This is a genomic window from Parahoeflea halophila, from assembly GCF_900220985.1.
GTDB classification, from domain to species: Bacteria; Pseudomonadota; Alphaproteobacteria; order Rhizobiales; family Rhizobiaceae; genus Hoeflea; species Hoeflea halophila.
Window position 1 is genome coordinate 325,088 of sequence record NZ_OCPC01000006.1, and the last position, 20,065, is coordinate 345,152.

General features: G+C 61.7%; 24 protein-coding genes. 11 read left to right on the plus strand and 13 right to left on the minus strand.

Features of this window, described 5'->3' with window-relative positions:
• Positions 1-2: 2 nt before the first annotated feature.
• The 4 genes from CRO46_RS18895 to CRO46_RS18910 all read right to left on the minus strand — a co-directional run bounded on the left by CRO46_RS18895 (position 3) and on the right by CRO46_RS18910 (position 4,255).
• Positions 3-1,502 carry a CoA-acylating methylmalonate-semialdehyde dehydrogenase gene (locus CRO46_RS18895; protein WP_097109350.1) on the minus strand — a complete coding sequence of 500 codons (1,500 nt, stop codon included), beginning with the start codon at positions 1,500-1,502 and terminating at the stop codon, positions 3-5.
• A 113-nt stretch (positions 1,503-1,615) separates the two neighbouring features.
• Positions 1,616-2,392: an SDR family NAD(P)-dependent oxidoreductase gene (locus CRO46_RS18900; protein ID WP_097109351.1), complete on the minus strand. Its 777-nt coding sequence runs from the start codon at positions 2,390-2,392 to the stop codon at positions 1,616-1,618.
• Positions 2,393-2,394: 2 nt separating this feature from the next.
• A complete protein-coding gene (locus CRO46_RS18905) occupies positions 2,395-3,420 on the minus strand; it encodes a phosphotransferase family protein (RefSeq protein ID WP_097109352.1) in 1,026 nt (341 codons plus the stop codon).
• A 1-nt stretch (position 3,421) separates the two neighbouring features.
• Positions 3,422-4,255, minus strand: coding sequence for an SDR family oxidoreductase (locus CRO46_RS18910; RefSeq protein ID WP_097109353.1), 834 nt, complete (start codon positions 4,253-4,255; stop codon positions 3,422-3,424).
• A gap of 187 nt (positions 4,256-4,442) precedes the next feature.
• Here CRO46_RS18910 and CRO46_RS18915 point away from each other — a divergent pair, with 187 nt between their 5' ends.
• From CRO46_RS18915 to CRO46_RS18955, 9 genes are all read left to right on the plus strand, one after another.
• On the plus strand, positions 4,443-5,102 hold the full coding sequence (locus CRO46_RS18915; RefSeq protein ID WP_097109354.1) for a TetR/AcrR family transcriptional regulator: 660 nt from the start codon (positions 4,443-4,445) through the stop codon (positions 5,100-5,102).
• 57 nt (positions 5,103-5,159) lie between these two features.
• Positions 5,160-6,386, plus strand: a complete 1,227-nt coding sequence (locus CRO46_RS18920) for an acyl-CoA dehydrogenase family protein (protein ID WP_425479323.1) — start codon at positions 5,160-5,162, stop codon at positions 6,384-6,386.
• Positions 6,387-6,392: 6 nt separating this feature from the next.
• On the plus strand, positions 6,393-7,358 hold the full coding sequence (locus CRO46_RS18925; protein ID WP_097109356.1) for an NADPH:quinone oxidoreductase family protein: 966 nt from the start codon (positions 6,393-6,395) through the stop codon (positions 7,356-7,358).
• 9 nt (positions 7,359-7,367) lie between these two features.
• Positions 7,368-8,405 carry an alcohol dehydrogenase catalytic domain-containing protein gene (locus CRO46_RS18930; RefSeq protein ID WP_097109357.1) on the plus strand — a complete coding sequence of 346 codons (1,038 nt, stop codon included), beginning with the start codon at positions 7,368-7,370 and terminating at the stop codon, positions 8,403-8,405.
• Between the two features lie 170 nt (positions 8,406-8,575).
• Entirely contained in the window at positions 8,576-9,010 is a 435-nt protein-coding gene (locus tag CRO46_RS18935) for a DUF4864 domain-containing protein (protein ID WP_097109358.1), read from the plus strand.
• Between the two features lie 198 nt (positions 9,011-9,208).
• Positions 9,209-9,691 carry a transcription elongation factor GreA gene (gene greA, locus CRO46_RS18940; protein WP_097109359.1) on the plus strand — a complete coding sequence of 161 codons (483 nt, stop codon included), beginning with the start codon at positions 9,209-9,211 and terminating at the stop codon, positions 9,689-9,691.
• 928 nt (positions 9,692-10,619) lie between these two features.
• Positions 10,620-11,441 carry an alpha/beta fold hydrolase gene (locus CRO46_RS18945; protein ID WP_097109360.1) on the plus strand — a complete coding sequence of 274 codons (822 nt, stop codon included), beginning with the start codon at positions 10,620-10,622 and terminating at the stop codon, positions 11,439-11,441.
• A gap of 8 nt (positions 11,442-11,449) precedes the next feature.
• Positions 11,450-12,826, plus strand: a complete 1,377-nt coding sequence (locus tag CRO46_RS18950; protein ID WP_097109361.1) for a sensor histidine kinase — start codon at positions 11,450-11,452, stop codon at positions 12,824-12,826.
• A 175-nt stretch (positions 12,827-13,001) separates the two neighbouring features.
• Positions 13,002-13,334 (plus strand): hypothetical protein, encoded by a 333-nt coding sequence (locus CRO46_RS18955; protein WP_097109362.1) that lies wholly within the window; start codon positions 13,002-13,004, stop codon positions 13,332-13,334.
• 257 nt (positions 13,335-13,591) lie between these two features.
• On the opposite strand, the gene tgt is transcribed toward CRO46_RS18955, so the two are convergent.
• The 9 genes from tgt to CRO46_RS18995 all read right to left on the minus strand — a co-directional run bounded on the left by tgt (position 13,592) and on the right by CRO46_RS18995 (position 18,835).
• On the minus strand, positions 13,592-14,746 hold the full coding sequence (gene tgt / locus CRO46_RS18960; RefSeq protein ID WP_097109363.1) for a tRNA guanosine(34) transglycosylase Tgt: 1,155 nt from the start codon (positions 14,744-14,746) through the stop codon (positions 13,592-13,594).
• Positions 14,743-15,819, minus strand: coding sequence for a tRNA preQ1(34) S-adenosylmethionine ribosyltransferase-isomerase QueA (gene queA / locus CRO46_RS18965; RefSeq protein ID WP_097109364.1), 1,077 nt, complete (start codon positions 15,817-15,819; stop codon positions 14,743-14,745). The genes tgt and queA overlap by 4 nt, the downstream gene beginning before the upstream one ends.
• Positions 15,820-15,888: 69 nt before the next feature.
• Entirely contained in the window at positions 15,889-16,404 is a 516-nt protein-coding gene (locus CRO46_RS18970; protein ID WP_097109365.1) for a peptidylprolyl isomerase, read from the minus strand.
• A gap of 36 nt (positions 16,405-16,440) precedes the next feature.
• Positions 16,441-17,007: a peptidylprolyl isomerase gene (locus CRO46_RS18975; RefSeq protein WP_097109366.1), complete on the minus strand. Its 567-nt coding sequence runs from the start codon at positions 17,005-17,007 to the stop codon at positions 16,441-16,443.
• Between the two features lie 95 nt (positions 17,008-17,102).
• Complete coding sequence (gene coaD / locus CRO46_RS18980; RefSeq protein ID WP_097109402.1) at positions 17,103-17,600, minus strand: pantetheine-phosphate adenylyltransferase; 498 nt, start codon at positions 17,598-17,600, stop codon at positions 17,103-17,105.
• A gap of 85 nt (positions 17,601-17,685) precedes the next feature.
• Positions 17,686-17,946, minus strand: a complete 261-nt coding sequence (locus CRO46_RS18985; protein ID WP_097109367.1) for a DUF1488 family protein — start codon at positions 17,944-17,946, stop codon at positions 17,686-17,688.
• Positions 17,947-17,980: 34 nt separating this feature from the next.
• Positions 17,981-18,121, minus strand: coding sequence for a hypothetical protein (locus tag CRO46_RS20030; protein ID WP_179759123.1), 141 nt, complete (start codon positions 18,119-18,121; stop codon positions 17,981-17,983).
• A gap of 121 nt (positions 18,122-18,242) precedes the next feature.
• Positions 18,243-18,455: a hypothetical protein gene (locus CRO46_RS18990; RefSeq protein WP_097109368.1), complete on the minus strand. Its 213-nt coding sequence runs from the start codon at positions 18,453-18,455 to the stop codon at positions 18,243-18,245.
• Positions 18,456-18,607: 152 nt separating this feature from the next.
• The gene (locus CRO46_RS18995; RefSeq protein ID WP_097109369.1) at positions 18,608-18,835 is read right to left on the minus strand and encodes a hypothetical protein; all 228 of its coding nucleotides are present in this window, start codon (positions 18,833-18,835) and stop codon (positions 18,608-18,610) included.
• Between CRO46_RS18995 and CRO46_RS19000 the strand changes: the two genes are divergently transcribed.
• Together CRO46_RS19000 and CRO46_RS20280 are read left to right on the plus strand one after the other, a co-directional pair.
• Positions 18,834-19,745 carry a transglutaminase-like domain-containing protein gene (locus CRO46_RS19000; RefSeq protein WP_097109370.1) on the plus strand — a complete coding sequence of 304 codons (912 nt, stop codon included), beginning with the start codon at positions 18,834-18,836 and terminating at the stop codon, positions 19,743-19,745. The genes CRO46_RS18995 and CRO46_RS19000 overlap by 2 nt on opposite strands.
• A 168-nt stretch (positions 19,746-19,913) precedes the next feature.
• Positions 19,914-20,039, plus strand: a complete 126-nt coding sequence (locus CRO46_RS20280) for a hypothetical protein (protein WP_280176276.1) — start codon at positions 19,914-19,916, stop codon at positions 20,037-20,039.
• Positions 20,040-20,065: the final 26 nt, after the last annotated feature.

Genomic DNA, 20,065 nt, shown 5'->3' on the forward strand with positions numbered 1-20,065 from the left:
CCTCAGCCCATGGTCGGGATGGAGAATTCCGCCCCTTCCTTGATACCGGAAGGCCAGCGCGCGGTCACCGTCTTGGTGCGGGTGTAGAAGCGGAAAGCATCCGGACCGTGCTGGTTGAGATCGCCGAAGCCGGATTTCTTCCAGCCGCCGAACGTGTGGTAGGCCAGCGGCACCGGGATCGGCACATTGACGCCAACCATGCCGATATTGATCCGGCTGACGAAATCACGCGCGGTGTCGCCATCGCGTGTGTAGATTGCGGTGCCGTTGCCGTATTCGTGCTCCATCGGATAGCGCAAGGCTTCCGCATAGGTTGGCGCCCGAACCACGGAGAGCACCGGACCGAAGATTTCCTGGGTGTAGATGTCCATGTCGCGAGTGACATTGTCGAACAGGCAGCCGCCGACGAAGTAGCCGTTTTCATAGCCCTGCATCGAGAAATTGCGGCCATCGACCACGAGCTTGGCGCCCTGCTCGACGCCGGAATTGACGAGCCCCAGCACCCGGTCCCGTGCCTCACGCGTGACCAGCGGACCGAAATCCACGTCATCGCCATCGGTATAGGGCCCGATCTTCAGCGCCTCGACGCGGGGCGCCAGCTTCTCGATCAATAGATCTGCGGTCTTCTCACCGACCGGCACGGCCACCGAGATTGCCATGCAGCGTTCGCCCGCCGCCCCGTAACCGGCACCGACCAGCGCATCGACGGCCTGGTCCATGTCGGCATCGGGCATGATGATCATGTGGTTCTTTGCGCCGCCGAAACACTGTACCCGCTTGCCGTTGGCGCAACCCCGGCTGTAGATGTATTCGGCGATCGGGGTCGAGCCGACGAAGCCGATGGCCGTGATCTCGGGATGATCGAGGATGGCATCGACCGCGCCCTTGTCGCCGTTGACGACATTGAGAATGCCGTCCGGCGCACCGGCTTCACTCATCAGTTCGGCCAGCATCAGCGGCACCGAAGGATCACGCTCGGATGGTTTGAGAATGAAGGCGTTGCCGGCCGCAATTGCCGGGCAGAACTTCCACATCGGGATCATCGCCGGAAAATTGAACGGCGTAATGCCGGCCACCACGCCGAGCGGCTGGCGCAGCGAATACATGTCGATGCCTGGGCCTGCGCCCTCGGTGAATTCACCCTTGAGCAGATGCGGCGCGCCGAAGCAGAATTCAGCCACTTCGAGGCCGCGAATGATGTCACCCTTGGCGTCGGGAATGGTTTTGCCGTGTTCGCGCGACAGCGCCTCGGCAAGCTTGTCCATATCCCGGTGCAGAAGTTCGACGAACTTCATCAGCACCCGGGCGCGCTTCTGCGGGTTGGTTGCAGCCCAGCCGACCTGGGCCTTGGCGGCAACCGTCACGGCTTCTGCCAGTTCCTCGTTCGAGGCCAGCGGCACCCTGGCCTGAACTTCGCCGGTAGCCGGGTTCATGACGTCGGCAAAACGTCCCGATTTGCCCTTGACGTGCTCGCCGCCGATGAAATGAGTGAGTTCCTGCATGGTCCTGCCTCCGGGATGGTTGCGTTGACCCCACTGTGCGCTAACCGATCTTGATGTTCAATCTGCCTGAACGCTCAACCGATGTGCGCGAACTGTAGCCTTCAAGGCGGCAGTCACGATGCGCTCAGGCCGCCATCGACCTGCAGGGTCTGACCGGTGACGAAACTCGAGGCGGGGTCGGCAAGGTAAATCAAGCCGTTGATCACCTCGTCGACTTCCGCCAGCCGCCGCATCGGGATGGCCTGCACCAGCGAGGCTTCGGCGGCATCGCGGTTGTCGCCGGCCTTGTCGAGAAAATCCGTCGCCATCGGTGTCCGCGCAAAGGACGGGCACAGGGCGTTGACCCGCACCCCGCGCCGGGCATATTCGATCGCCGCTGACCTGGTCAGCCCCACCACGCCGTGTTTGGCCGCTGCGTAGATCGACAGCATCGGCGCCGCCACAACACCGGCCACCGAGGCGACATTGACGATCGCCCCACTCTCCCCGGTCTCGCGAAACCGTTGTTCCATCACCGGCAATTGCGCCCGCATGGCGTAGAACACGCCCATAAGATCCACCTCAATGATCTTTTTGGCCACATCGACCGGCGTTTTCGGCAAGGGCATCATGTCATGCGCGATACCGGCATTGTTGACGGCGATGTCGAGCCGTCCGAATGTGGACAAGGCTTGCTCCACAAGCCGTTCGGAGACGGCTGGATCGGACACGTCCCCACTCAGCATGGCCGTGTTTCCGCCGAGCTCTTCAGTCAGCGCCTCCAGACGGTCGGCGCCGAGATCACTCAAGACCACACTGGCGCCGGCCTTGGAAAAATACCGAGCTGCGGCTGCGCCAAAACCTCCGGTCGCCCCGGTAAGAAGAACCACCCGTCCTTTAAAATCCGCCATCTCTATGCCTTTCCCGACATGATGCTGTTGGCCATTGATGCCAGTTGCGGCACAGCCTTGCCGATTTCATGGGCGCGCTCGGGATTGGAGGCGTTGCCATCGATCGCACGCTTGTAAACCCCCTGCAGGATCGCTGCGAGACGGAAGAAGGAGAATGACAGGCAGAAGGTCCAGTTGTTGACGGCAATACCGCTGCGTTCGGAATAGCGCGCCACATAGTCGGCCTCGCTCGGTATTCCAAGTTCCTCGCGGTCGAGGCCACCCAACCCGCGAAAGCCGCTCTTGTGCGGAAGCCGCCACTGCATGCACTGGTAGGAAAGATCTGCCAGCGGATGACCCAGTGTCGACAGTTCCCAATCGATCAGTGCCCGCACTTCTTCGCCGTGGGGTGCAAAGATCATGTTGTCGAGCCGGTAGTCGCCATGCACCACCGAGACCAGTCCGTCGTCATCGGGCAGATTGTCCCAGAGCCACTCCATCAGTCGCTCCATATCCGGCAGTTCTTCGGTTTTCGAGGCGATGTATTGCTCGCTCCAGCGCCGGATCTGGCGGGCAAAGTAATTTCCCGAGCGGCCGAAATCGGCCAGTCCGGCAGCTTCCGGATCGACACTGTGAAGCCGTGCCAGCACATCGTTCATGCCGTCATAGATCGCGGCGCGCTCCTGCTTGTTGACCTCAGGAAGGGCCGGGTCCCAGAAGATCCGGCCTTCGATGAGTTCCATGACGAAATACATCCGGCCGATCGCACTGTCTTCGCCCGACAATCCGTAGACCTTGGGCACCGGAACATTGTTTTTGGCAAGCGCCTTCATCACCCGGTATTCGCGGTCAACCTGGTGCGCGGATTTCAACAGGGTTCCGGGTGGCTTGGCCCGCAGCACGTACTTGCCGCTGTCGGCCTCCACCCGGTAGGTCGGGTTGGACTGGCCGGTGTTGAACTTTTCCACCGCGTGCAACCCGGAAAAGCCGGGCACAAGTTCGTGCAGCTCATCGGCCAGGGCGTCCATGTCGAAAGGTTGGTCTTCCATGTCAGGCATCCTTGAACAGGCGGATATCGTGCTGCACCGACAGCCCGCCATCAATGGGGAGAATGGCGCCGGTGATATAGGATCCGGCACGGCTGCAGAGATAGAGCGTGGCGCCCGCCACGTCGTCCGGCGCGCCGATACGGCCGAGCGGCACCCCGGCGCCGACCCTCTCCACCTGTTCGTCCTTCGCCGTGGCAAAGGCCGTCATGCGGCTCTGGAAGGGGCCAGGCGCAAACGCGTTGACAGTAATCCGCCTTGACGCCAGTTCCTCCGCCAGGATGCGTGTCAGGTGATGCACCGCAGCCTTCGAGGCCGAATAGGAATAGGCACCGTCAGCCGCCGGCTGGGTTCCCATCACCGAACCGAGATTGATGATCCGCGCCGGATCGGCGTCGCTCGCCGCCTTGAGCAGCAACGGCGTCAGGTCGCGGGTCAGCGTAAACAGCCCGGCCACATTGACAGACATTACCTTCGACCAGGCCGCGTGCGGAAACTCCTCGTAAGGTGCTCCCCACGAGACGCCGGCATTGTTGACCAGGATGTGCAGCTTGTCGATGCGCGCCTGCACCTCCTGCACCAGCGCGACGACACCGTCGGCGGTGCCCACGTCTCCTGCAAATCCCTCGGCTTTTCCCGGCGCGCTGAGCGCGTTGATTTCCTCTGCCACGCGGACGCAATCCTCGCCCTTGCGCGATGCGATCAGCACTCGCGCACCCGCCTGGACCAGGGCCGTGGCGATCATCCGGCCAATGCCCGTCGCGCCGCCGGTGACCAGCGCCGTTTTTCCGCTCACGCCGAAAAGACTGCCCAGATAGCCGTCGCTCAGTTCACTCATGTAAATCCTCCCCGCTGCGTTCAAGCGTCTCCGCCACCGCACCGTTCCCTGACAATAACGCTGTCTCGATAATTGACAACATACTCGATAGTATGTTCAACTCTTGGCCAACTGCAAGACGGAATGGCAAGAAACTTCAACTCAGTCTTCCGGGCATCCACACGTCTGAACAGGGGCAAGCCGAAAGATGGCGACCGCCGCGCGATCGACCAAGTACCGTCGCCAAAGCGATACCGAGTTGTCCCGCATGGAAATCATGGAGGGCGCAGCCCTTTGCTTTGAATCCCGTGGCTATGCCGCGACCAGCCTGGATGAAGTCGCCGCCCGCATCTCCTCGACCAAGGGCCGGATTTACCACCACTATGCCTCCAAGGCCGAGCTGTTCCTCGATGTCTACCGCACCGGAATGATGATGAACTTTCAAGCCATCGAACCGCTGCTTGAGCATGACATGCCGCCTGTCGAGCGGCTCAAAGCAGTGCTTGGGGCACATGTGCGCTGTGTCATCCGGACCAAGGCTTTCCAGAACGTCGTCATTCAGGGCGTCGACATGCTCCGGCATGGTACAATGCCCGCCAACGAACACGCCGAACTGGCGCAGTTGGCAGAGTTGCGTGACGCCTATTCGGAGCATTTCAGCAAGCTGCTCGAGGACGCCAGGGCCGCAGGTGCGATCGACTACAGCAGGATCAAGATCGCGCTCAATTCGCTCTTCATGTGCATAAACGGACCCATTGTCTGGTTCACCCCGCGTGAAGGCCAGGCCGAACACGATATCGAAGCGGTCGCGGACGAGTGTGTGCTCTATGCGATGCGGCTTCTTGGCTACAGCGGTGAGATGCCCTGAACAGCATCTGCACGCACACACAGTTGGAGGAGAATTTTCATGACACAGGCAAAGCCGATGGATCTCGGCATCACCAAGCATCTCGAACCCATACTCGAGGCCGTGCGCGACATGGTTCGCAACGAAATCATGCCGCTGGACGAGGAATTCCTCGCAGCCGTCGGCTCGGAGGGTGACCGCTGGAGCTACACCGCCCGCCAGACCGAAATTATCGAAGGTCTCAAGGCCAAGGCCAAGTCGCGCGGCTTGTGGAACCTGTGGCACACCCAGGCCAAAGACGGGCTGACCACGGTCGAATACGCCTATCTCGCCGAGGAAATGGGCAAGGCCCATCTCGGTGCCGAGACCTTCAACTGCTCGGCACCCGATACCGGCAACATGGAAGTGCTCGACCGCTACTCAACGGCTGAACACAAGAAACAATGGCTCGAGCCGCTGTTGAACGGCGAAATCCGCTCAGCCTATCTGATGACCGAGCCCGATGTCGCCTCGTCCGACGCCACGAATGTCTCGATGTCCTGTGTGCGCGATGGTGACGAATATGTGCTCAACGGCGAGAAATGGTGGGCATCGGGTGCCGGCGATCCGCGCTGCAAGATCTACATCGTCATGGTCCGTACCGGCGGTGACGACACGAAGAAACATGCCCGCCATTCGATGATCCTGGTTCCCGCCGACACCGCCGGCATCGAGAAGATCCGGCCGATGCAGGTCTACACCCAGGATGACGCGCCGCACGGGCATCTGCATCTTCGCTTCACCGATGTACGGGTGCCGGCCAGCAATCTGCTAGTGGGCGAAGGCAAGGGCTTCGAGATTGCCCAGGGCAGGCTTGGGCCGGGCCGCATCCACCATTGCATGCGCGCCATCGGCCAGGCGGAAATGGCGCTCGAACTGATGTGCAAGCGCTCGCTCGAACGCGAGGCCTTTGGCAAGAAGATCGCCCAGCTCGGCGCCAATTACGACATCATCGCCGAATGCCGCATGGAGATCGAACAGGCCCGGCTTCTGTGCCTGAAGGCGGCCTGGATGATGGATCAGGGTGATGGCCGTGCCGCCGCCCCCTGGATCAGCCAGATCAAGGTGATAGCCCCCCGCGTGGCGTTGAAGGTGACCGACGAGGCGGTGCAGATGTTTGGCGCCCAGGGCATTTCCCAGGACACGCCGCTTGCCCGCAGCTGGACCCATTTGCGCACGCTCCGCCTCGCCGATGGCCCGGACGCCGTCCACCGCCGCCAGGTCGCGCGCAACGAGCTCAAACGCTACACCCAGGAAAAGGTGTGACCAGCCATGAAAGCGATCGTCTGCCCCGAATACGGCCCGCTCACCAATCTCGAGTTCCGCGACATGCCGGACCCGGCGCCCGGTCCCGACGAGATCGTGCTCCGCTCCGAGGCCATCGGCCTGAACTACCCCGACGGGCTGCTGGTTCAGGGGCTTTACCAGATGAAGCCCGAGACGCCATTTGTCCCGGGCATGGAAGCAGGTGGCATCGTCGAGGCGGTGGGCACCGATGTCAGCCACCTCAAGCCCGGCGACCGCGCGGTGGTTTTGCTCAACAATGGTGCCTATGCCGAGAAGGTGCTGGCGCCGGCCAACCGGGCGTTTCCGATTCCCGACAGCATGGGCTTCGCAGATGCCTGTGCGCTGATGTGCGCCTGGGGTACCTCGCATCATGCGCTCAAGCAGCGCGCGGAACTGAAGCCAGGCGAAACCCTTCTGGTTCTCGGTGCCGCAGGCTCCACCGGCCTGGCCGCCATCTCCATCGGCAAGGCCATGGGTGCGCGAGTCATCGCGGTGGCGTCGAGCGAGGAAAAGCAGCAGGCCTGCCTCGAGGCGGGGGCGGACATCGCCCTGCCCTATGACGGTTTGCGCGAGGCGCTCAAACAGCATGCGCCGGGCGGCGTCGACGTCGCTTTCGATCCCGTCGGCGGTGCCGCCTTTGACGTCGCCGCACGCGCCATGGCCCGCAACGGGCGCTTGCTGGTGATTGGCTTTGCCTCGGGCGAAATCCCCAAGCTGCCGGTCAATCTGGTGCTGCTCAAGGAATATGCGCTGGTCGGCGTTTTCTGGGGCGCCTTCGTCGCCAGGGAGCCGGAGGTCTATGCCGCCAACAACCGCGAATTGTTTAACTGGCATGCGCAGGGCCGCATCAAGACGAGGATCGACGAGCAGCGCCCGCTTGCCGAGGCCGCATCGGCGCTGCAGCGCATCCTCGACCGTGGCGCCATCGGCAAGACCATCCTGTCACCGTAAGGATTTCCCATGACTTTGCCTTCGAGCATGAATGCGCTGATCCTCAAGCACGACGGATACGGCAACACCCGTACCGGCGCGGCAATCGACACGCTGGAGCCCTATCTCGAATATGGTGCCCTGCCCATGCCGAAGCCCCGCTCCGGCCAGGTGCTGATCAAGGTCCGCATGGCCTCGGTCAATCCGTCCGATCTCTATTTCATCAAGGGCGAATACGGCCAGCCGCGGATCAAGGGCGCGGCTGCGGGGTTCGAGGGCGTTGGCGACGTCGTCGACGGCAAGGGGCTTTACGCGAGCTATCTCAAGGGCAAGCGCGTGGCCTTTGTCGGCGGCGTTAACGGTTCGGGCGCCTGGGCGGAGTATATCGTCGTCGAAGCGGCGATGTGCGTGGTGGTCAAACAGGCCATGCGCGACGAGGATACGGCCGGTCACGTGGTCAACCCGGTCACCGCCTGGACCATGTTCGACATAGTCAAGGCATCGGGCTCGAAGAGTTTCGTCTTCACCGCCGCCTTCTCCCAGCTCGGCAAGCTGATGGCGGGGCTTTCGCGCGACAATGGTTACGCGATGATTGCCGTCATCCGCAAGGAAAGCCAGGCAGCGCATCTCAAAGAGCTCGGGGCGAAACACGTGCTGGTGCAGTCCGATCCGGAGTTTGCCACGAAGCTCGCCGCGCTGATGAAGTCGGAGAAGCCGCGCATCCTGCTCGACGCGGTCGCCAACCAGCTCTCCGCCGATATCTTCACCGCCATGCCGGCGCGCGCCCGCTGGGTGGTCTACGGCAAGCTCGACACCGAGGCGCCGGCGCTCAGCGAACCCGGCCAACTGATCTTCATGAACAAGAAGATCGAGGGCTACTGGCTGATGAACTGGTTCCGCCAGGCCTCGATCTTCACGAAGCTGAAGACGCTGCGCGCGGTGCAGGATCGCTTCATCAAGGGCGGCTGGCGCACCGAAGTGGTGGCCACGGTCAGGCTCGCCGATGTCATGCGCGACCTGCCCGAGGCGCTCAAGACCGGTGACGGCAAGGTGATGATCGTGCCATAGCCAGTCTGGCGCGATAATCCTTTACATTATCATATCATCTCAAGCTAATGTTTTGATTCAATATTCTGCCACTGTTAAAGCGGCGTGTGAGCTCCGGTGAAATTTTCATCGCGGGATGAAACTTTCCATCCGGCAACGCCGTCCTACTTTTAAAGGCAAGAGGCCAGCTCATGACATATCCCCACCGCATACTTTTCATCCTCGCAGCAGCGCTGATTGCGGTGCTGACAAGTCTGGCCTCGGTGCGTGCCGATGACGGGGCCGCCGCCCGCAGCGTCATCGAAAGCCAGATCGCGGCCTTCCTCAATGATGATGCGGCCACCGCCTATTCCTTTGCCGCCCCCTCGATCAAGCAACTCTATCCCGACGAAAGCCGTTTCTTCGACATGGTCAAGCGCGGCTACCAGCCGGTCTACCGGCCCGGCAATTTCGCCTTCGGCCGTTCCAAGGCGACGGCGGACGGTGCGCGCTTTGTCCAGGAGGTGATCATCCAGGGACCGACCGGCCAGGACTGGACCGCGCTCTATTTGCTGGAACGCCAGCCCGACGGCAGCTTCAAGATCAACGGCGTGCAGATGATCCGCGCCGCAGGCCCCCAGACCTGAGTCACTTCGTCGTGCGCCACAGATTGATCATGTCTCCTGTCGCACCCGCTAACCTCACCGCTGGAGCCAGACCTTGCAATCCGCATTGATGGTGACCCGCCAGCATTGCCAGCCGGCCGGCGTGCCACCTATGATCGGCGTTCCGGAGTTCCGATAGATCGGCCTCGCGCACCGGGCATCAACAGACGGAGATTTTTCGTGAGCGTCGCCTTCACCAAGGAAGAAAGTTCCGAGACCGCAGCGGAAACGCAACTGCCGGACCGGCCGATTTCCCCGCACCCGAATTTGGTGACAGAGAGTGGACTGGCGCAGCTGCAGGCGGAGCTCGCCCGGGCGCGCGCCGCCTTCGAGGCGGCCAACGGCATCGACGATGTCAACGAGAAGCGGCGCCAGCAGGCGGGCCCGTTGCGCGATGCGCGCTATTTTGCCGAGCGGGTGCGCACGGCGCAGGTGATGCCAGATCCCATTTCCCACGACACCGTCGGCTTTGGGTCGACGGTCACCTACAGCCGCGACGGCAAGCCGCCGCAGACCTACCGCATTGTCGGCGAGGATGAGGCCGACCCGAAGACCGGCACCCTCTCCTTTGCTTCGCCGGTCGCCCGCGCCCTGATGGGCAAGACCGTCGGCGATGTGGTGGAGGCCGGCGGGCACGAGCTCGAGGTGATTGCGATCGCCTGACCGGTGGCAAGTCTGCATCGAGGACCTGCGCAGCGCAGCTGAATGACGGCATCTCGCGCTCAATCGGAGCTCATCGAGCGATGACGGACACGCATTCTATCAGGGCGCTCCGTCCGGGCAGCAGGAAACGCTGCCGCGCGACATCTGTCGCCGAGGTGTGAAACAGCAAGTCCGGAGGGCCGCACGCAGGCTTTGCCTCTGGAAAATAAGAATTGGGTGGCGCAACCTGCGCACGGCCCGATCATCGCCGGATGATGTCCGCATCCGACAGGCGGCACCTTGCACGTCTCGGGGCTGGCTTATCCACCAGGATCCCGCCCGGATTGCTCCGGTCACGGCCTGGACTGACCGCGCAGGTGGGTTTCGGGGAACCGGCACGGACGCTGCAGGTCAAAAACCTCGCATGTCCGCCACAGGCCCGCACCGCACTTCCCGCTCCGCGCTTTCGCCTTTAAGCGGCCACGAAACGGGAGCCGGCCCGGTGGCTGGCTTTGCACGCGTCCCGAACGGAACCCGCCCGCCAGCGGAACCCCGATGGCCTCCGCCTCCTCCCGCGACCTGCCGCACGTTCCGGCATGTTTCGAAAGGCCTTCCTCCCGCCTGGACCAACACGTTCATGTTCCATCCGGCGGCGGGAGCGCGGATAGTGTGACACGGGTATAGGGGGGTGGGGAAAAAACGACAGTAATACCAGCCTGAATTCCCTGCTTCACAAACCGGTGGCTGGGCGCGGTGATCAGTTTACTCCAGCGCCAGATTAGGTAAAATGCATTCGTTTGATGCCACCAAAACGGCCTTGGAACTGGGACTGCTCGATAAAAGATCGCGGGACAGGCTCACAAGCAAATGATGGCAGGTTGCCGATGAGGGTCACCTGTTTGACCGAACTTGACGCATTTGGCGTTGCAGGATTCTCTGAGGCTGGCTCATGGATATACTCAAGCGAAATAATGTGACTGTCATCGGCGAAGGAAGCACACCGCTCGTATTCGCGCACGGCTATGGTTGCGACCAAAACATGTGGCGCCTGATCACTCCGGATTTTTTGTCAGACTACAAGATCGTGCTCTATGATCTTACCGGCTCGGGCAAATCCGACCTCGCGGCGTATGATTTCAAGAAATACGGCACGCTCAAAGGTCATGCGACCGACCTGATTGAAATCTGCGAAGCGCTTGATTTGTCGGGGTCGATAGTGGTCGGTCACTCAGTAAGCGCAATGTCCGTTGCGTTGGCTGCCATTCGCCAGCCGGACCTGTTTTCGTCGTTGGTGATGGTAGCGCCGTCACCATGCTACATAAATGATGGCGATTACGTTGGAGGCTTTACGCCGGCAGATATCGAGGGACTGCTCGATTTCCTCGATACGAATTATCTGGGTTGGTCGAGAGAAATGGCACCTGCTATCATGGGCGTTCCGGACAAACCGCATCTTGCCGAAGAGCTGACAAACAGTTTCTGCCGGACCGATCCAAACATCGCTCAGCACTTCGGCAGAGTGACGTACATGTCCGATCACCGCCTGGATGTGAAGAAGGTGACCCAACCAACCCTTATCCTGCAGTGCAGCGAAGATATCGTTGCGCCTGTGGCCGTTGGCCAATGGCTGCAGGACAACATGAGAGCAAGCCAGCTGGTGGTGATGAATGCGACAGGACATTGCCCACACCTCAGCGCGCCGGCTGAAACAGTTTCGGCAATACGCCGGTTTCTCGACGTGGATGCAAACACAGAACGTCCTGAAATGTGACCGATAGGATGGCAACGCGCATCGAGGTTCAGGAAACCGCCGGCGAGATACTCGCCGAATTGCCTTGCGGTGTGGTTTCCACGCTTGAAGACGGCACGATTGTGCGGGTCAACCGCACCTTCCTGAACTGGACCGGACTGACAGCCGATGTAATCGACAACGGCAAGCGTTTTCAGGAGTTGCTGACCGTCCCTGGACGCATTTTCTATGAGACCCATTTCGCTCCGCTGCTTCTCATGCAGGGAGGTGTCAAGGAAGTTGCTTGCCAGCTCAAACGGGGCGACAAGGAGCCGATCCACGTCCTGCTCAATTCCATGGTCGTCGAAGGTCGGAAAGACCTGCCGCGCCTTATCCGCACGGTCGTCTTCGACGCCACGGACCGGTTCAAGTATGAACAGGAACTCAGACGAGGCCGCAATGAGTCACGGCAACTTGCCGCGATAGTACAGGCCTCCAGTGACGGCATAGTCAGCGCCGGCCTGGACGGCGTGGTGCGGACCTGGAATCCCGGTGCCACCCGCATGTTCGGCTACACTGAGGCCGAGGCTGTCGGGCGCAGTGTCGACGATCTGATCGTGCCCGTCGACCGGAAGCAAGAGCGGGAAGAAAAGTACAGGAAAATCAGGTCCGGCGAACATGTGACCTTCTCTGACACTGCAAGGCAACACAAGGACGGTCGACTGGTTCCAGTCGAAATCACGGCCACGCCCATGGTGGATGACCACGGTCGCGTGATCGCTGCATCGCTGATCTTCCGCGATATCAGCGACCGTAAACTCGCGGAAGAAAAACAACGGCTGCTGATGGGCGAACTCAACCACCGGGTCAAGAACCTGCTCTCGGTGGTTCAGGTGGTTGCCCGCCAGACAGCAAGTGTCAGCGATGCAACCACATTTGGCACCAGGTTGTCCGAGCGGCTGCTCGGACTGGCTGCATGTCAGGATCTTCTTGTGCAGTCTAACTGGCAGGGCGCCGAACTGTCGGAACTCGTGTCGGCGCAATTGGCACATTTCAGCGACATGATCGGCATCCGGATATTCATTGACGGCCCTGAAATCAAGATTTCTCCCGACGTCACCCAAGGCCTCGGCATGGCCTTGCACGAGCTTGCCACCAACGCCGCCAAATACGGCGCACTCTCCAATGCCACAGGCTGCGTCAAAATCAGTTGGCAGATCCGGGAAGATCCTGATCTCCGGTTTTCTATCCAATGGGTGGAACGCGGCGGGCCGCCGGTTCAGATCCCCACCAGAGAAGGATTTGGGAACAAGGTGCTCCGGCGGATGGTGGAGGCTTCGGTGAAGGGAAAAGTGTCGCTTGATTATCCACCGGATGGCCTGCGTTGGAAGCTTGAAGCAAAGCTGAGCGACATTACAGCGGATTAAGAGTCAGGCATTCGGACACTGACGTTTGGCTCGCTTCGGCCTGCAGCGCGATGTGCGTGGCAAGGAGTTCTCTCATGTCCCCGGATTTCTTCTTTGGGCGAAATCCGCTATGACCTTGCGCGGGTGCACGCTGCCCTCACCACTTTACCAACGCGATCTCCGAGGAACCTTGACCATGACATTCCGGCTTGCACTTCTGGTTGTCAGCGCCGCTTTCGTTTCGGCCTGTACCACCGCGTCGGTGGCTTCCAATCCACTTGAGAAGCGCTGGAACGGCAAGTCGGCAGGCAGTTTCTTTGCCGCATACGGACCACCGGTTTCCGACAGCGGCGGGGCGCTCGGCGCGACGCAATACACCTGGCGCGGCGGCTTTCGCGGTGGCCGGCCCTGCGTGGTCGAGCTTTCGGTTGCCAAGGATTACACCATTACCTCGATCAGCGCTGTGTCCGACCGGATTGACCCGAAGGGCGGGCCGTCCCATTGCGAAAAGACGCTCGATGCGGCGTAAGGGTTTGCTCAGCAGACCGCCGTTACCCAGGTCTTGATCCAGAAAAGCACAGCGACGTCGTAGCTCCGGGGTCCAGCCAGCCCAAGTCCTTTGGCTGGAAGACTCCTCTGACCCGGCGGACGCCGGGTCGCTGGATCCCGGCTCGTGGGCCGGGATGACGGAGGGGAAGGCGGCCTGTGCGGATCACGTTCAGGTTGAAGAACGGTGTGCTTCCGCAATTCGATGACTTCGAAGCCGGCCGGGTGGCAACCGGCGCCCTACCCCAGCGGCGGGATGTCGCCCTTGGCCCAGCGCTCTTGCGTCTCGGCGGAGAAGTCGTCGAAGCGCTGTGCTGCGATCGCGGCGCGGATGCCGGACATAAGGTCCTGGTAGTAGCTGAGGTTGTTCCAGGTGATCAGCATCATGCCCAGAATCTCGTTGGAGCGGACCAAGTGGTGCAGATAGGCGCGGGAATAGGCGCGCGCTGCCGGGCATGAGCTCTCTTCGTCAAGCGGCCGGTGGTCTTCGGCGTGGCGGGCATTCTTGATGTTGATCTTGCCGTGGCGGGTAAAGGCCAGTCCGTGGCGGCCGGCGCGGGTCGGCATCACGCAGTCGAACATGTCGATGCCGCGGCCAACCGATTTGAGCATGTCGTCGGGCGTGCCCACCCCCATCAGATAGCGCGGCTTTTCCGCCGGCAGCAGCGGACAGATGACATCGAGCATGTCGAGCATCACCTCCTGCGGTTCGCCGACGGCAAGGCCGCCCACCGCATAGCCCTTGAGATCGAGGCTGGAGAGGCCTTCAGCCGAGCGCTCGCGCAGTTTCGGGACATCGCCGCCCTGGACAATGCCGAACATCGCCTTGCCGGGCTGGTCGCCAAAGGCCACCTTGCAGCGGTCGGCCCAGCGCAGCGACATTTCCATGGCGCGCTCGATTTCGGTCTCGCCGGCCGGCAGGCGCACGCATTCGTCGAGCTGCATCTGGATGTCGGAATCGAGCAGGCCCTGGATCTCGATCGAGCGCTCCGGGCTCATCTCGTGGCGCGAGCCGTCGATATGCGACTGGAAGGTGACGCCCTGCTCGTTGATCTTTCTGAGCGCCGACAGCGACATCACCTGAAAGCCGCCGGAATCGGTCAGGATCGGCTTTTGCCAGCGGCCGAATTCGTGCAGGCCGCCGAGCTTCGCCACCCGCTCGGCACCGGGCCTGAGCATCAGATGGTAGGTGTTGCCGAGAATGATGTCGGCGCCGAGATCCTCGACTTGGTCCATATACATGGCCTTGACCGTGCCGCCGGTGCCCACCGGCATGAAGGCAGGCGTGCGGATGGTGCCACGCGGCATCGAGATCGCGCCGCGCCGCGCCTTGCCGTCGGTGGCCAGAAGCTTGAACTGGAAGGTGTCGGATGTGACGTCGGATTCGGCGGTCATGGCGCGCTCCGGAACAACAGGCTGGAATCGCCATAGGAATAGAAACGGTAGCCATTGTCGATGGCATGGCGGTAGGCCGCGCGCATGGTCTCGAGCCCGGAAAAGGCCGAGACCAGCATGAACAGCGTCGAGCGCGGCAGGTGGAAATTGGTCATCAGCACATCGACGGCGCGAAACCGGTAGCCGGGCGTGATGAAGATGTCGGTCGGGCCCGACCAGGGCTGGATGGTGCCGTCCTCGGACGTGGCGCTTTCCAGCAGCCTCAGCGAGGTGGTCCCGACGGAAACAACGCGGCCGCCGCGCGCATGGACCTGATTGAGGGCTTCGGCGGTCTTAGCACTGACATGGCCGACTTCCGAATGCATCCGGTGCTCGGTGGTGTCGTCGGCCTTGACCGGCAGGAAGGTACCGGCGCCGACATGCAGCGTGACGAAATGCCGGGAAATGCCGCGCGCATCGAGCTTGTCAAACAGCGCGTCAGTGAAATGCAGGCCCGCGGTGGGGGCTGCGACGGCGCCGTCCTCGCGCGCATAGATGGTCTGATAATCTTTGCGGTCCTGGTCGTCCTCGCCGCGCTTGGACGCGATATAGGGCGGCAGCGGGATTTGGCCACTGGCCATGATCGCCTCGTCGAGCGCCGGGCCGGAGAGATCAAAGATCAGCTCGAGCTCGCCGCCCTCGCCGCGTGTCCCCGCGGTGGCATCGAGCACGCCCGAAAGACAGGTGGCGCCGTCACCGCCAAAGTGCAGCCGGTCGCCTTGCTTGATCCGCTTGGCCGGACGGACAAAGGCTTTCCAGCGGTCGGGGCCCGCGCGCATGTGCAGCGTGGCGGAAATGCGTTGCCGGTTCTCGCCGCGGAGGCGGAAGCCTTCAAGCTGCGCCGGAATCACGCGCGTGTCGTTGAACACCAGCGCATCGCCGGGCGCGAGCAGACCGGCGAGGTCCGAGACCGAAAGATCCTTAAGGCTTCCATCGGCATCGACGCGCAGCAGCCGGGCACTGTCGCGTGGGGCTGCCGGGCGCAGCGCAATCCGCTCGTCGGGAAGCTCGAAATCGAAAAGGTCTACGCGCATCGGTGGGCCTCACAAAAAACGCGCGGAACTCACATGGCCTGAAGCCAGGGAACTCCGCGCGAAAATGACTTAGGCCTTGGCGTCAGCCGCAACCTTCATCGACACGATCTTGTCGGGATCGACGACGGGCTCGCCGCGCTTGATCTTGTCGACATTGTCCATGCCCGACGTCACCTGGCCCCAGACCGTGTACTGGCGGTTGAGGAAGCCGGCATCGTCGAAGCAGATGAAGAACTGCGAATTGGCCGAGTTCGGATCCTGCGCGCGCGCCATCGAGCAGGTGCCGCGGGAATGGTTCATGTTGGAGAATTCCGCCTTCAGGTTACCCTTGTCGGAGCCGCCCATGCCGGCGCGGCGGGGATCGAATGACGGCCCGTCGGACTTGCCGAACTTGACGTCGCCGGTCTGCGCCATGAAGCCTTCGATGACGCGGTGAAACACGACGCCGTCATAGGCGCCTTCACGGGCCAGTTCCTTGATCCGGGCGACATGGCCGGGCGCCAGGTCGGGCAGCATTTCGATGATCACTTCACCCTGGGTGGTTTCCATGATCAGTGTGTTTTCGGGATCCTTGATCTCCGCCATTGCGTCTCTCCTGTTCAGATTGAAATGGGTATCTGGTCAGCTGCCGGAGCGGACCTCGAGCATGCGGTCGGGATTGTCCACCGCGCCATTGGCATTGGCGCTGCCGCGCTTGATCTGGTCGACATGTTCCATGCCCTCGACCACCTTGCCGACCACGGTGTACTGGCCGTCGAGATGCGGTGCGGGCGCAAACATGATGAAAAACTGCGAGTTGGCCGAGTTAGGATCTTGCGAACGGGCCATGCCGACCGTGCCGCGCTCGAACGGCTTGTCGGAAAATTCGGCCGCCAGGTCAGGCTCGGAGGAGCCGCCGGTGCCGGCGCGCTGCGGCACGAAGCCGTTTTCCATGTCGCCGAACTGGACATCGCCGGTCTGGGCCATGAAGCCTTCGATCACCCGGTGAAAGGCGACATTGTCATATTCGCCGGCATCCGCCAGCGCCTTCAGCCGCGCCGCATGCTCAGGCGCGACATCGTCGGCAAGTTCGATGACGACATCGCCCGTCTTGAGCTTGATGGTCAGCATCTCGGCGGCATTGGCAAAAGCGGTCGAGGCCAGGCCGAGGGCCAGGGTCGCGGCGATGAGCAGGCGGGAAGAACGCATGGTGGCTCCATTAAAGTGCGGCGGCCGGGCTTGTCGCGCCGGCGGCAATCGTTTGACACACCGCCGCGGGCTTGGCAACGCCACGGCGAAGGCTGTTAGGTTCCCGAAAGCCGCGCTTTGAGTGCCTGATGCACGACGGCCGGGACAAACGGCGTGACATCGCCGCCCATCTTGGCGATCTGCCTGACAAGCGTGGCGGTGATGTGGCGGGACTCCGGACAGGCCGGTGCGAACACGGTGGTGATCCCAGGCGCCATCGCCCGGTTCATGCCCGCCATCTGCATTTCGTAGTCGAGATCGGTGCCGTCGCGCAGGCCGCGCACCAGTACGGTTGCGCCCGCATCCTGTGCGGCTTCCACCACCAGGTTCTGAAACGAGACCACGCTGACATCGCCAGCGCGCTGCGGAAACTGCGCCTTCACCACGTCGGTGATCATGGCCGCACGTTCATCGAACGAGAACATCGGCGTCTTGCCCGGATGCACGCCGATGCCGACCACAAGCCGGTCGCACAGCGCCAGCGATTGCTCGAGCACGTGGATGTGGCCATTGGTCATGGGGTCGAACGACCCGGGATAAAACGCGATGCGCATGACAAAACCCTTCTTTGCAAGGCCTTTTGTCATGACAGCGAAAGCGCTTCAAGCGATGATTGGACGAAACCGCCGGCAAGCCGGCTCAGAAATCGGCCGAAGACAACCAGATCAGAGATTTGCGGGTTTTCTTGTAGGCGCGCACGGCCGCCGTTTCGATCTGCGCACGATAGCGGTCGAAAGCCTCGAGATAGGCGGTATCAGGCGAACGGGCGAGCCCGGCGATCTGCTCGAGCGCCGGAGCTTCCAGCACGAAGCGGACTTCCATCACGCCGTCATAGCCGGAAAACCGGATCGTGCCGGCGTCCTCGTCAAAACTGCGCATCTGGTTGGGAAAACCGATCATCGCAGGGCTCGCAACCGCTGCGGCGCAAGCGCGGTCACTTCTTGGCTTTTTTCTGAAACGGGTTTGTTTCCAGCTGCTTGACCGCGGTTCCGACCGCCGCCGTGGCTTTCACCGCGGCCTTGTCCTTCTTCGGTTTGCGAACTTCCTTGTTCGACTTCATTTGGCCCTTGGCCATGACAGGTCCTGTTCCGGCGGAGCATCCGGGCGGCCGGGATTGGCCTGTTCGGATTGGTCTACGCGACATAGAGAAAATTCGGCGCCGTTCCTGGCCATGACCATGACGGCGGTGTCAGGCGCTAGGCGTTGCTGACGGAACTCACAAGTTCCAGATTGCTGCCCTGCTCGACGCGCTCATGGCCCTGTTCCTCGTTGCGGATCCGGTACTGGGCCTTGCCCTGATTGTCCGGCAACCGCATCAGCACGGTAAATTCCCTGGGAGTGCGCGGCGACAGCCCGACGCGCGATTGCAGCGTTACCTGCTGCCCCTTGGTGAAGACATTCTTGCTCATGGTCATTCCAATACGATCTGCGCCCGGCGCAGAATTTGTGCGTCCCGGGCAATTATTTTCAATTCTTGGTCGAGATGCAAACAGGGTGACAGCCAGCCTAAGCCATGCCGAACCACGCAATGTTTGAATTATTACACCTGTTTCATACGCCTTTATTGCGCTTTATCAAAGCCAATTCTTGCCGGCGCGCCCATCTTCATGACCATCGCGGCCAACAAATTGTGCGTCTGCGAAAAAGAATCGAACCACGACTTCAAAGCCATGTCATAGTGTTCGAGCGCGCCCGAAGGCGTGCACCCGGCACGCAAATAGCGCGACCGGCACTGGAACCAAGCAATGGCCACTTCGTTGCAGCAGTTCACGACATGAGGTGTTGCCATGCTGATCAGATTTGGATTTGAAATCATCGTCGACTGCCCCGCACCGGTCCCGATGCTGCTGGCACTCTCCACCCACACGGAATTCAATGGCCGTCTGATTGGCGCTGACTACGTCAGAACAACCGCCATGACGCCCATTTCGATCTATGTCGACCGTTACGGAAACCGGATATCCCGCGCCGTTGCCGACCAGGGCCGCACCACATTCTGGTCCGATTGCGTCGCAGAAGTCAGCGGCGCACCCGATATCTGGCCGACATTCGCGCTTCAACACCGGATCGAGGACCTGCCCAGCGACACGCTCGAATTTCTCGGCGCCAGCCGCTATTGCGATTCCGACAGCCTGGGCAACTTTGCCTGGGCCAATTTCGGCAACACCCCGGAAGGATGGCCGCGGGTGCAGGCAATCAGCACTTTCGTCCACAACCATGTCACCTTCGGCTACAAATTCGGCCGTCCCGACAAGACTGCGCGCGACGTGCTGGAGGAAAAATCCGGCGTCTGCCGCGACTTTGCCCATCTTGGCGTCAGCCTTTGCCGCGCCATGAACATCCCTGCCCGCTACGCCAGCGGCTATCTCGGCGACATCGGGGTGCCCGATTCCGGCTTTGACGATTTCTGCGCCTGGTTCGAGGTCTTCCTCGGCGGCAGCTGGCACACGATCGACGCGCGTTACAACGTGCCCCGCATCGGCCGCATCCTGATGGTGCGCGGCGCCGATGCGTCTGATGTGGCGATGATCACCTCTTTCGGCAGCTATCAATTGTCCTCGTTCAGGGTCTGGACCACAAAGCTTGACGACGGCACCAGCGTCCAGGACCTGAATGCGATGCTTGAGACTCTGCCGCCGCCCCGCCCCGGCAGACCGGATTTCGGCCAAGCTCTGCCGGGCGCCGTGCATCTGAACTGAACGGTACCAAGCAACCCAGGTCTGTTGACCAGGATGGTGGCAGTTGATCCCGGTCGGCCCGATGCGCCCAGAACACCAATTGTTAGCCATGAATGCATTCAGCTTCGGTTCATTGAGGATTTGTCACCATGTCTGCATCAGAGTTGGTGTGACGAAAGGACAAATGTGATGACAGTTGCTCTCGCCTTGCTTGCCTTCACGATCATCGCGCTCTTCAGTGGTCTGGTTTTCGGTGCCCTGCGTCGGGCGGCACCGGACGAGCCGGCCGATCCGGTCTGGTCCAGGCTCCGCTGAAAGCAGCAAAGAAACTTGCTTGCGTC

What these genes read in the sequence shown, in the direction of transcription:
- CRO46_RS18955 (WP_097109362.1), top strand. Translation starts at nt 13,002, where the DNA reads ATGACATTCCGGCTTGCACTTCTGGTTGTCAGCGCCGCTTTCGTTTCG.
- CRO46_RS18990 (WP_097109368.1), bottom strand. Translation starts at nt 18,455, where the DNA reads ATGAGCAAGAATGTCTTCACCAAGGGGCAGCAGGTAACGCTGCAATCG.
- CRO46_RS18915 (WP_097109354.1), top strand. Translation starts at nt 4,443, where the DNA reads ATGGCGACCGCCGCGCGATCGACCAAGTACCGTCGCCAAAGCGATACC.
- tgt (WP_097109363.1), bottom strand. Translation starts at nt 14,746, where the DNA reads ATGACCGCCGAATCCGACGTCACATCCGACACCTTCCAGTTCAAGCTT.
- CRO46_RS18985 (WP_097109367.1), bottom strand. Translation starts at nt 17,946, where the DNA reads ATGATCGGTTTTCCCAACCAGATGCGCAGTTTTGACGAGGACGCCGGC.
- CRO46_RS18900 (WP_097109351.1), bottom strand. Translation starts at nt 2,392, where the DNA reads ATGGCGGATTTTAAAGGACGGGTGGTTCTTCTTACCGGGGCGACCGGA.
- coaD (WP_097109402.1), bottom strand. Translation starts at nt 17,600, where the DNA reads ATGCGCATCGCGTTTTATCCCGGGTCGTTCGACCCCATGACCAATGGC.
- CRO46_RS20280 (WP_280176276.1), top strand. Translation starts at nt 19,914, where the DNA reads ATGACAGTTGCTCTCGCCTTGCTTGCCTTCACGATCATCGCGCTCTTC.
- CRO46_RS18995 (WP_097109369.1), bottom strand. Translation starts at nt 18,835, where the DNA reads ATGGCAACACCTCATGTCGTGAACTGCTGCAACGAAGTGGCCATTGCT.
- CRO46_RS18920 (WP_425479323.1), top strand. Translation starts at nt 5,160, where the DNA reads ATGGATCTCGGCATCACCAAGCATCTCGAACCCATACTCGAGGCCGTG.
- CRO46_RS18905 (WP_097109352.1), bottom strand. Translation starts at nt 3,420, where the DNA reads ATGGAAGACCAACCTTTCGACATGGACGCCCTGGCCGATGAGCTGCAC.
- CRO46_RS18910 (WP_097109353.1), bottom strand. Translation starts at nt 4,255, where the DNA reads ATGAGTGAACTGAGCGACGGCTATCTGGGCAGTCTTTTCGGCGTGAGC.
- queA (WP_097109364.1), bottom strand. Translation starts at nt 15,819, where the DNA reads ATGCGCGTAGACCTTTTCGATTTCGAGCTTCCCGACGAGCGGATTGCG.
- CRO46_RS18950 (WP_097109361.1), top strand. Translation starts at nt 11,450, where the DNA reads ATGGCAACGCGCATCGAGGTTCAGGAAACCGCCGGCGAGATACTCGCC.
- CRO46_RS19000 (WP_097109370.1), top strand. Translation starts at nt 18,834, where the DNA reads ATGCTGATCAGATTTGGATTTGAAATCATCGTCGACTGCCCCGCACCG.
- CRO46_RS18970 (WP_097109365.1), bottom strand. Translation starts at nt 16,404, where the DNA reads ATGGCGGAGATCAAGGATCCCGAAAACACACTGATCATGGAAACCACC.
- CRO46_RS18895 (WP_097109350.1), bottom strand. Translation starts at nt 1,502, where the DNA reads ATGCAGGAACTCACTCATTTCATCGGCGGCGAGCACGTCAAGGGCAAA.
- CRO46_RS18935 (WP_097109358.1), top strand. Translation starts at nt 8,576, where the DNA reads ATGACATATCCCCACCGCATACTTTTCATCCTCGCAGCAGCGCTGATT.
- CRO46_RS18945 (WP_097109360.1), top strand. Translation starts at nt 10,620, where the DNA reads ATGGATATACTCAAGCGAAATAATGTGACTGTCATCGGCGAAGGAAGC.
- CRO46_RS20030 (WP_179759123.1), bottom strand. Translation starts at nt 18,121, where the DNA reads ATGGCCAAGGGCCAAATGAAGTCGAACAAGGAAGTTCGCAAACCGAAG.
- CRO46_RS18930 (WP_097109357.1), top strand. Translation starts at nt 7,368, where the DNA reads ATGACTTTGCCTTCGAGCATGAATGCGCTGATCCTCAAGCACGACGGA.
- CRO46_RS18975 (WP_097109366.1), bottom strand. Translation starts at nt 17,007, where the DNA reads ATGCGTTCTTCCCGCCTGCTCATCGCCGCGACCCTGGCCCTCGGCCTG.
- CRO46_RS18925 (WP_097109356.1), top strand. Translation starts at nt 6,393, where the DNA reads ATGAAAGCGATCGTCTGCCCCGAATACGGCCCGCTCACCAATCTCGAG.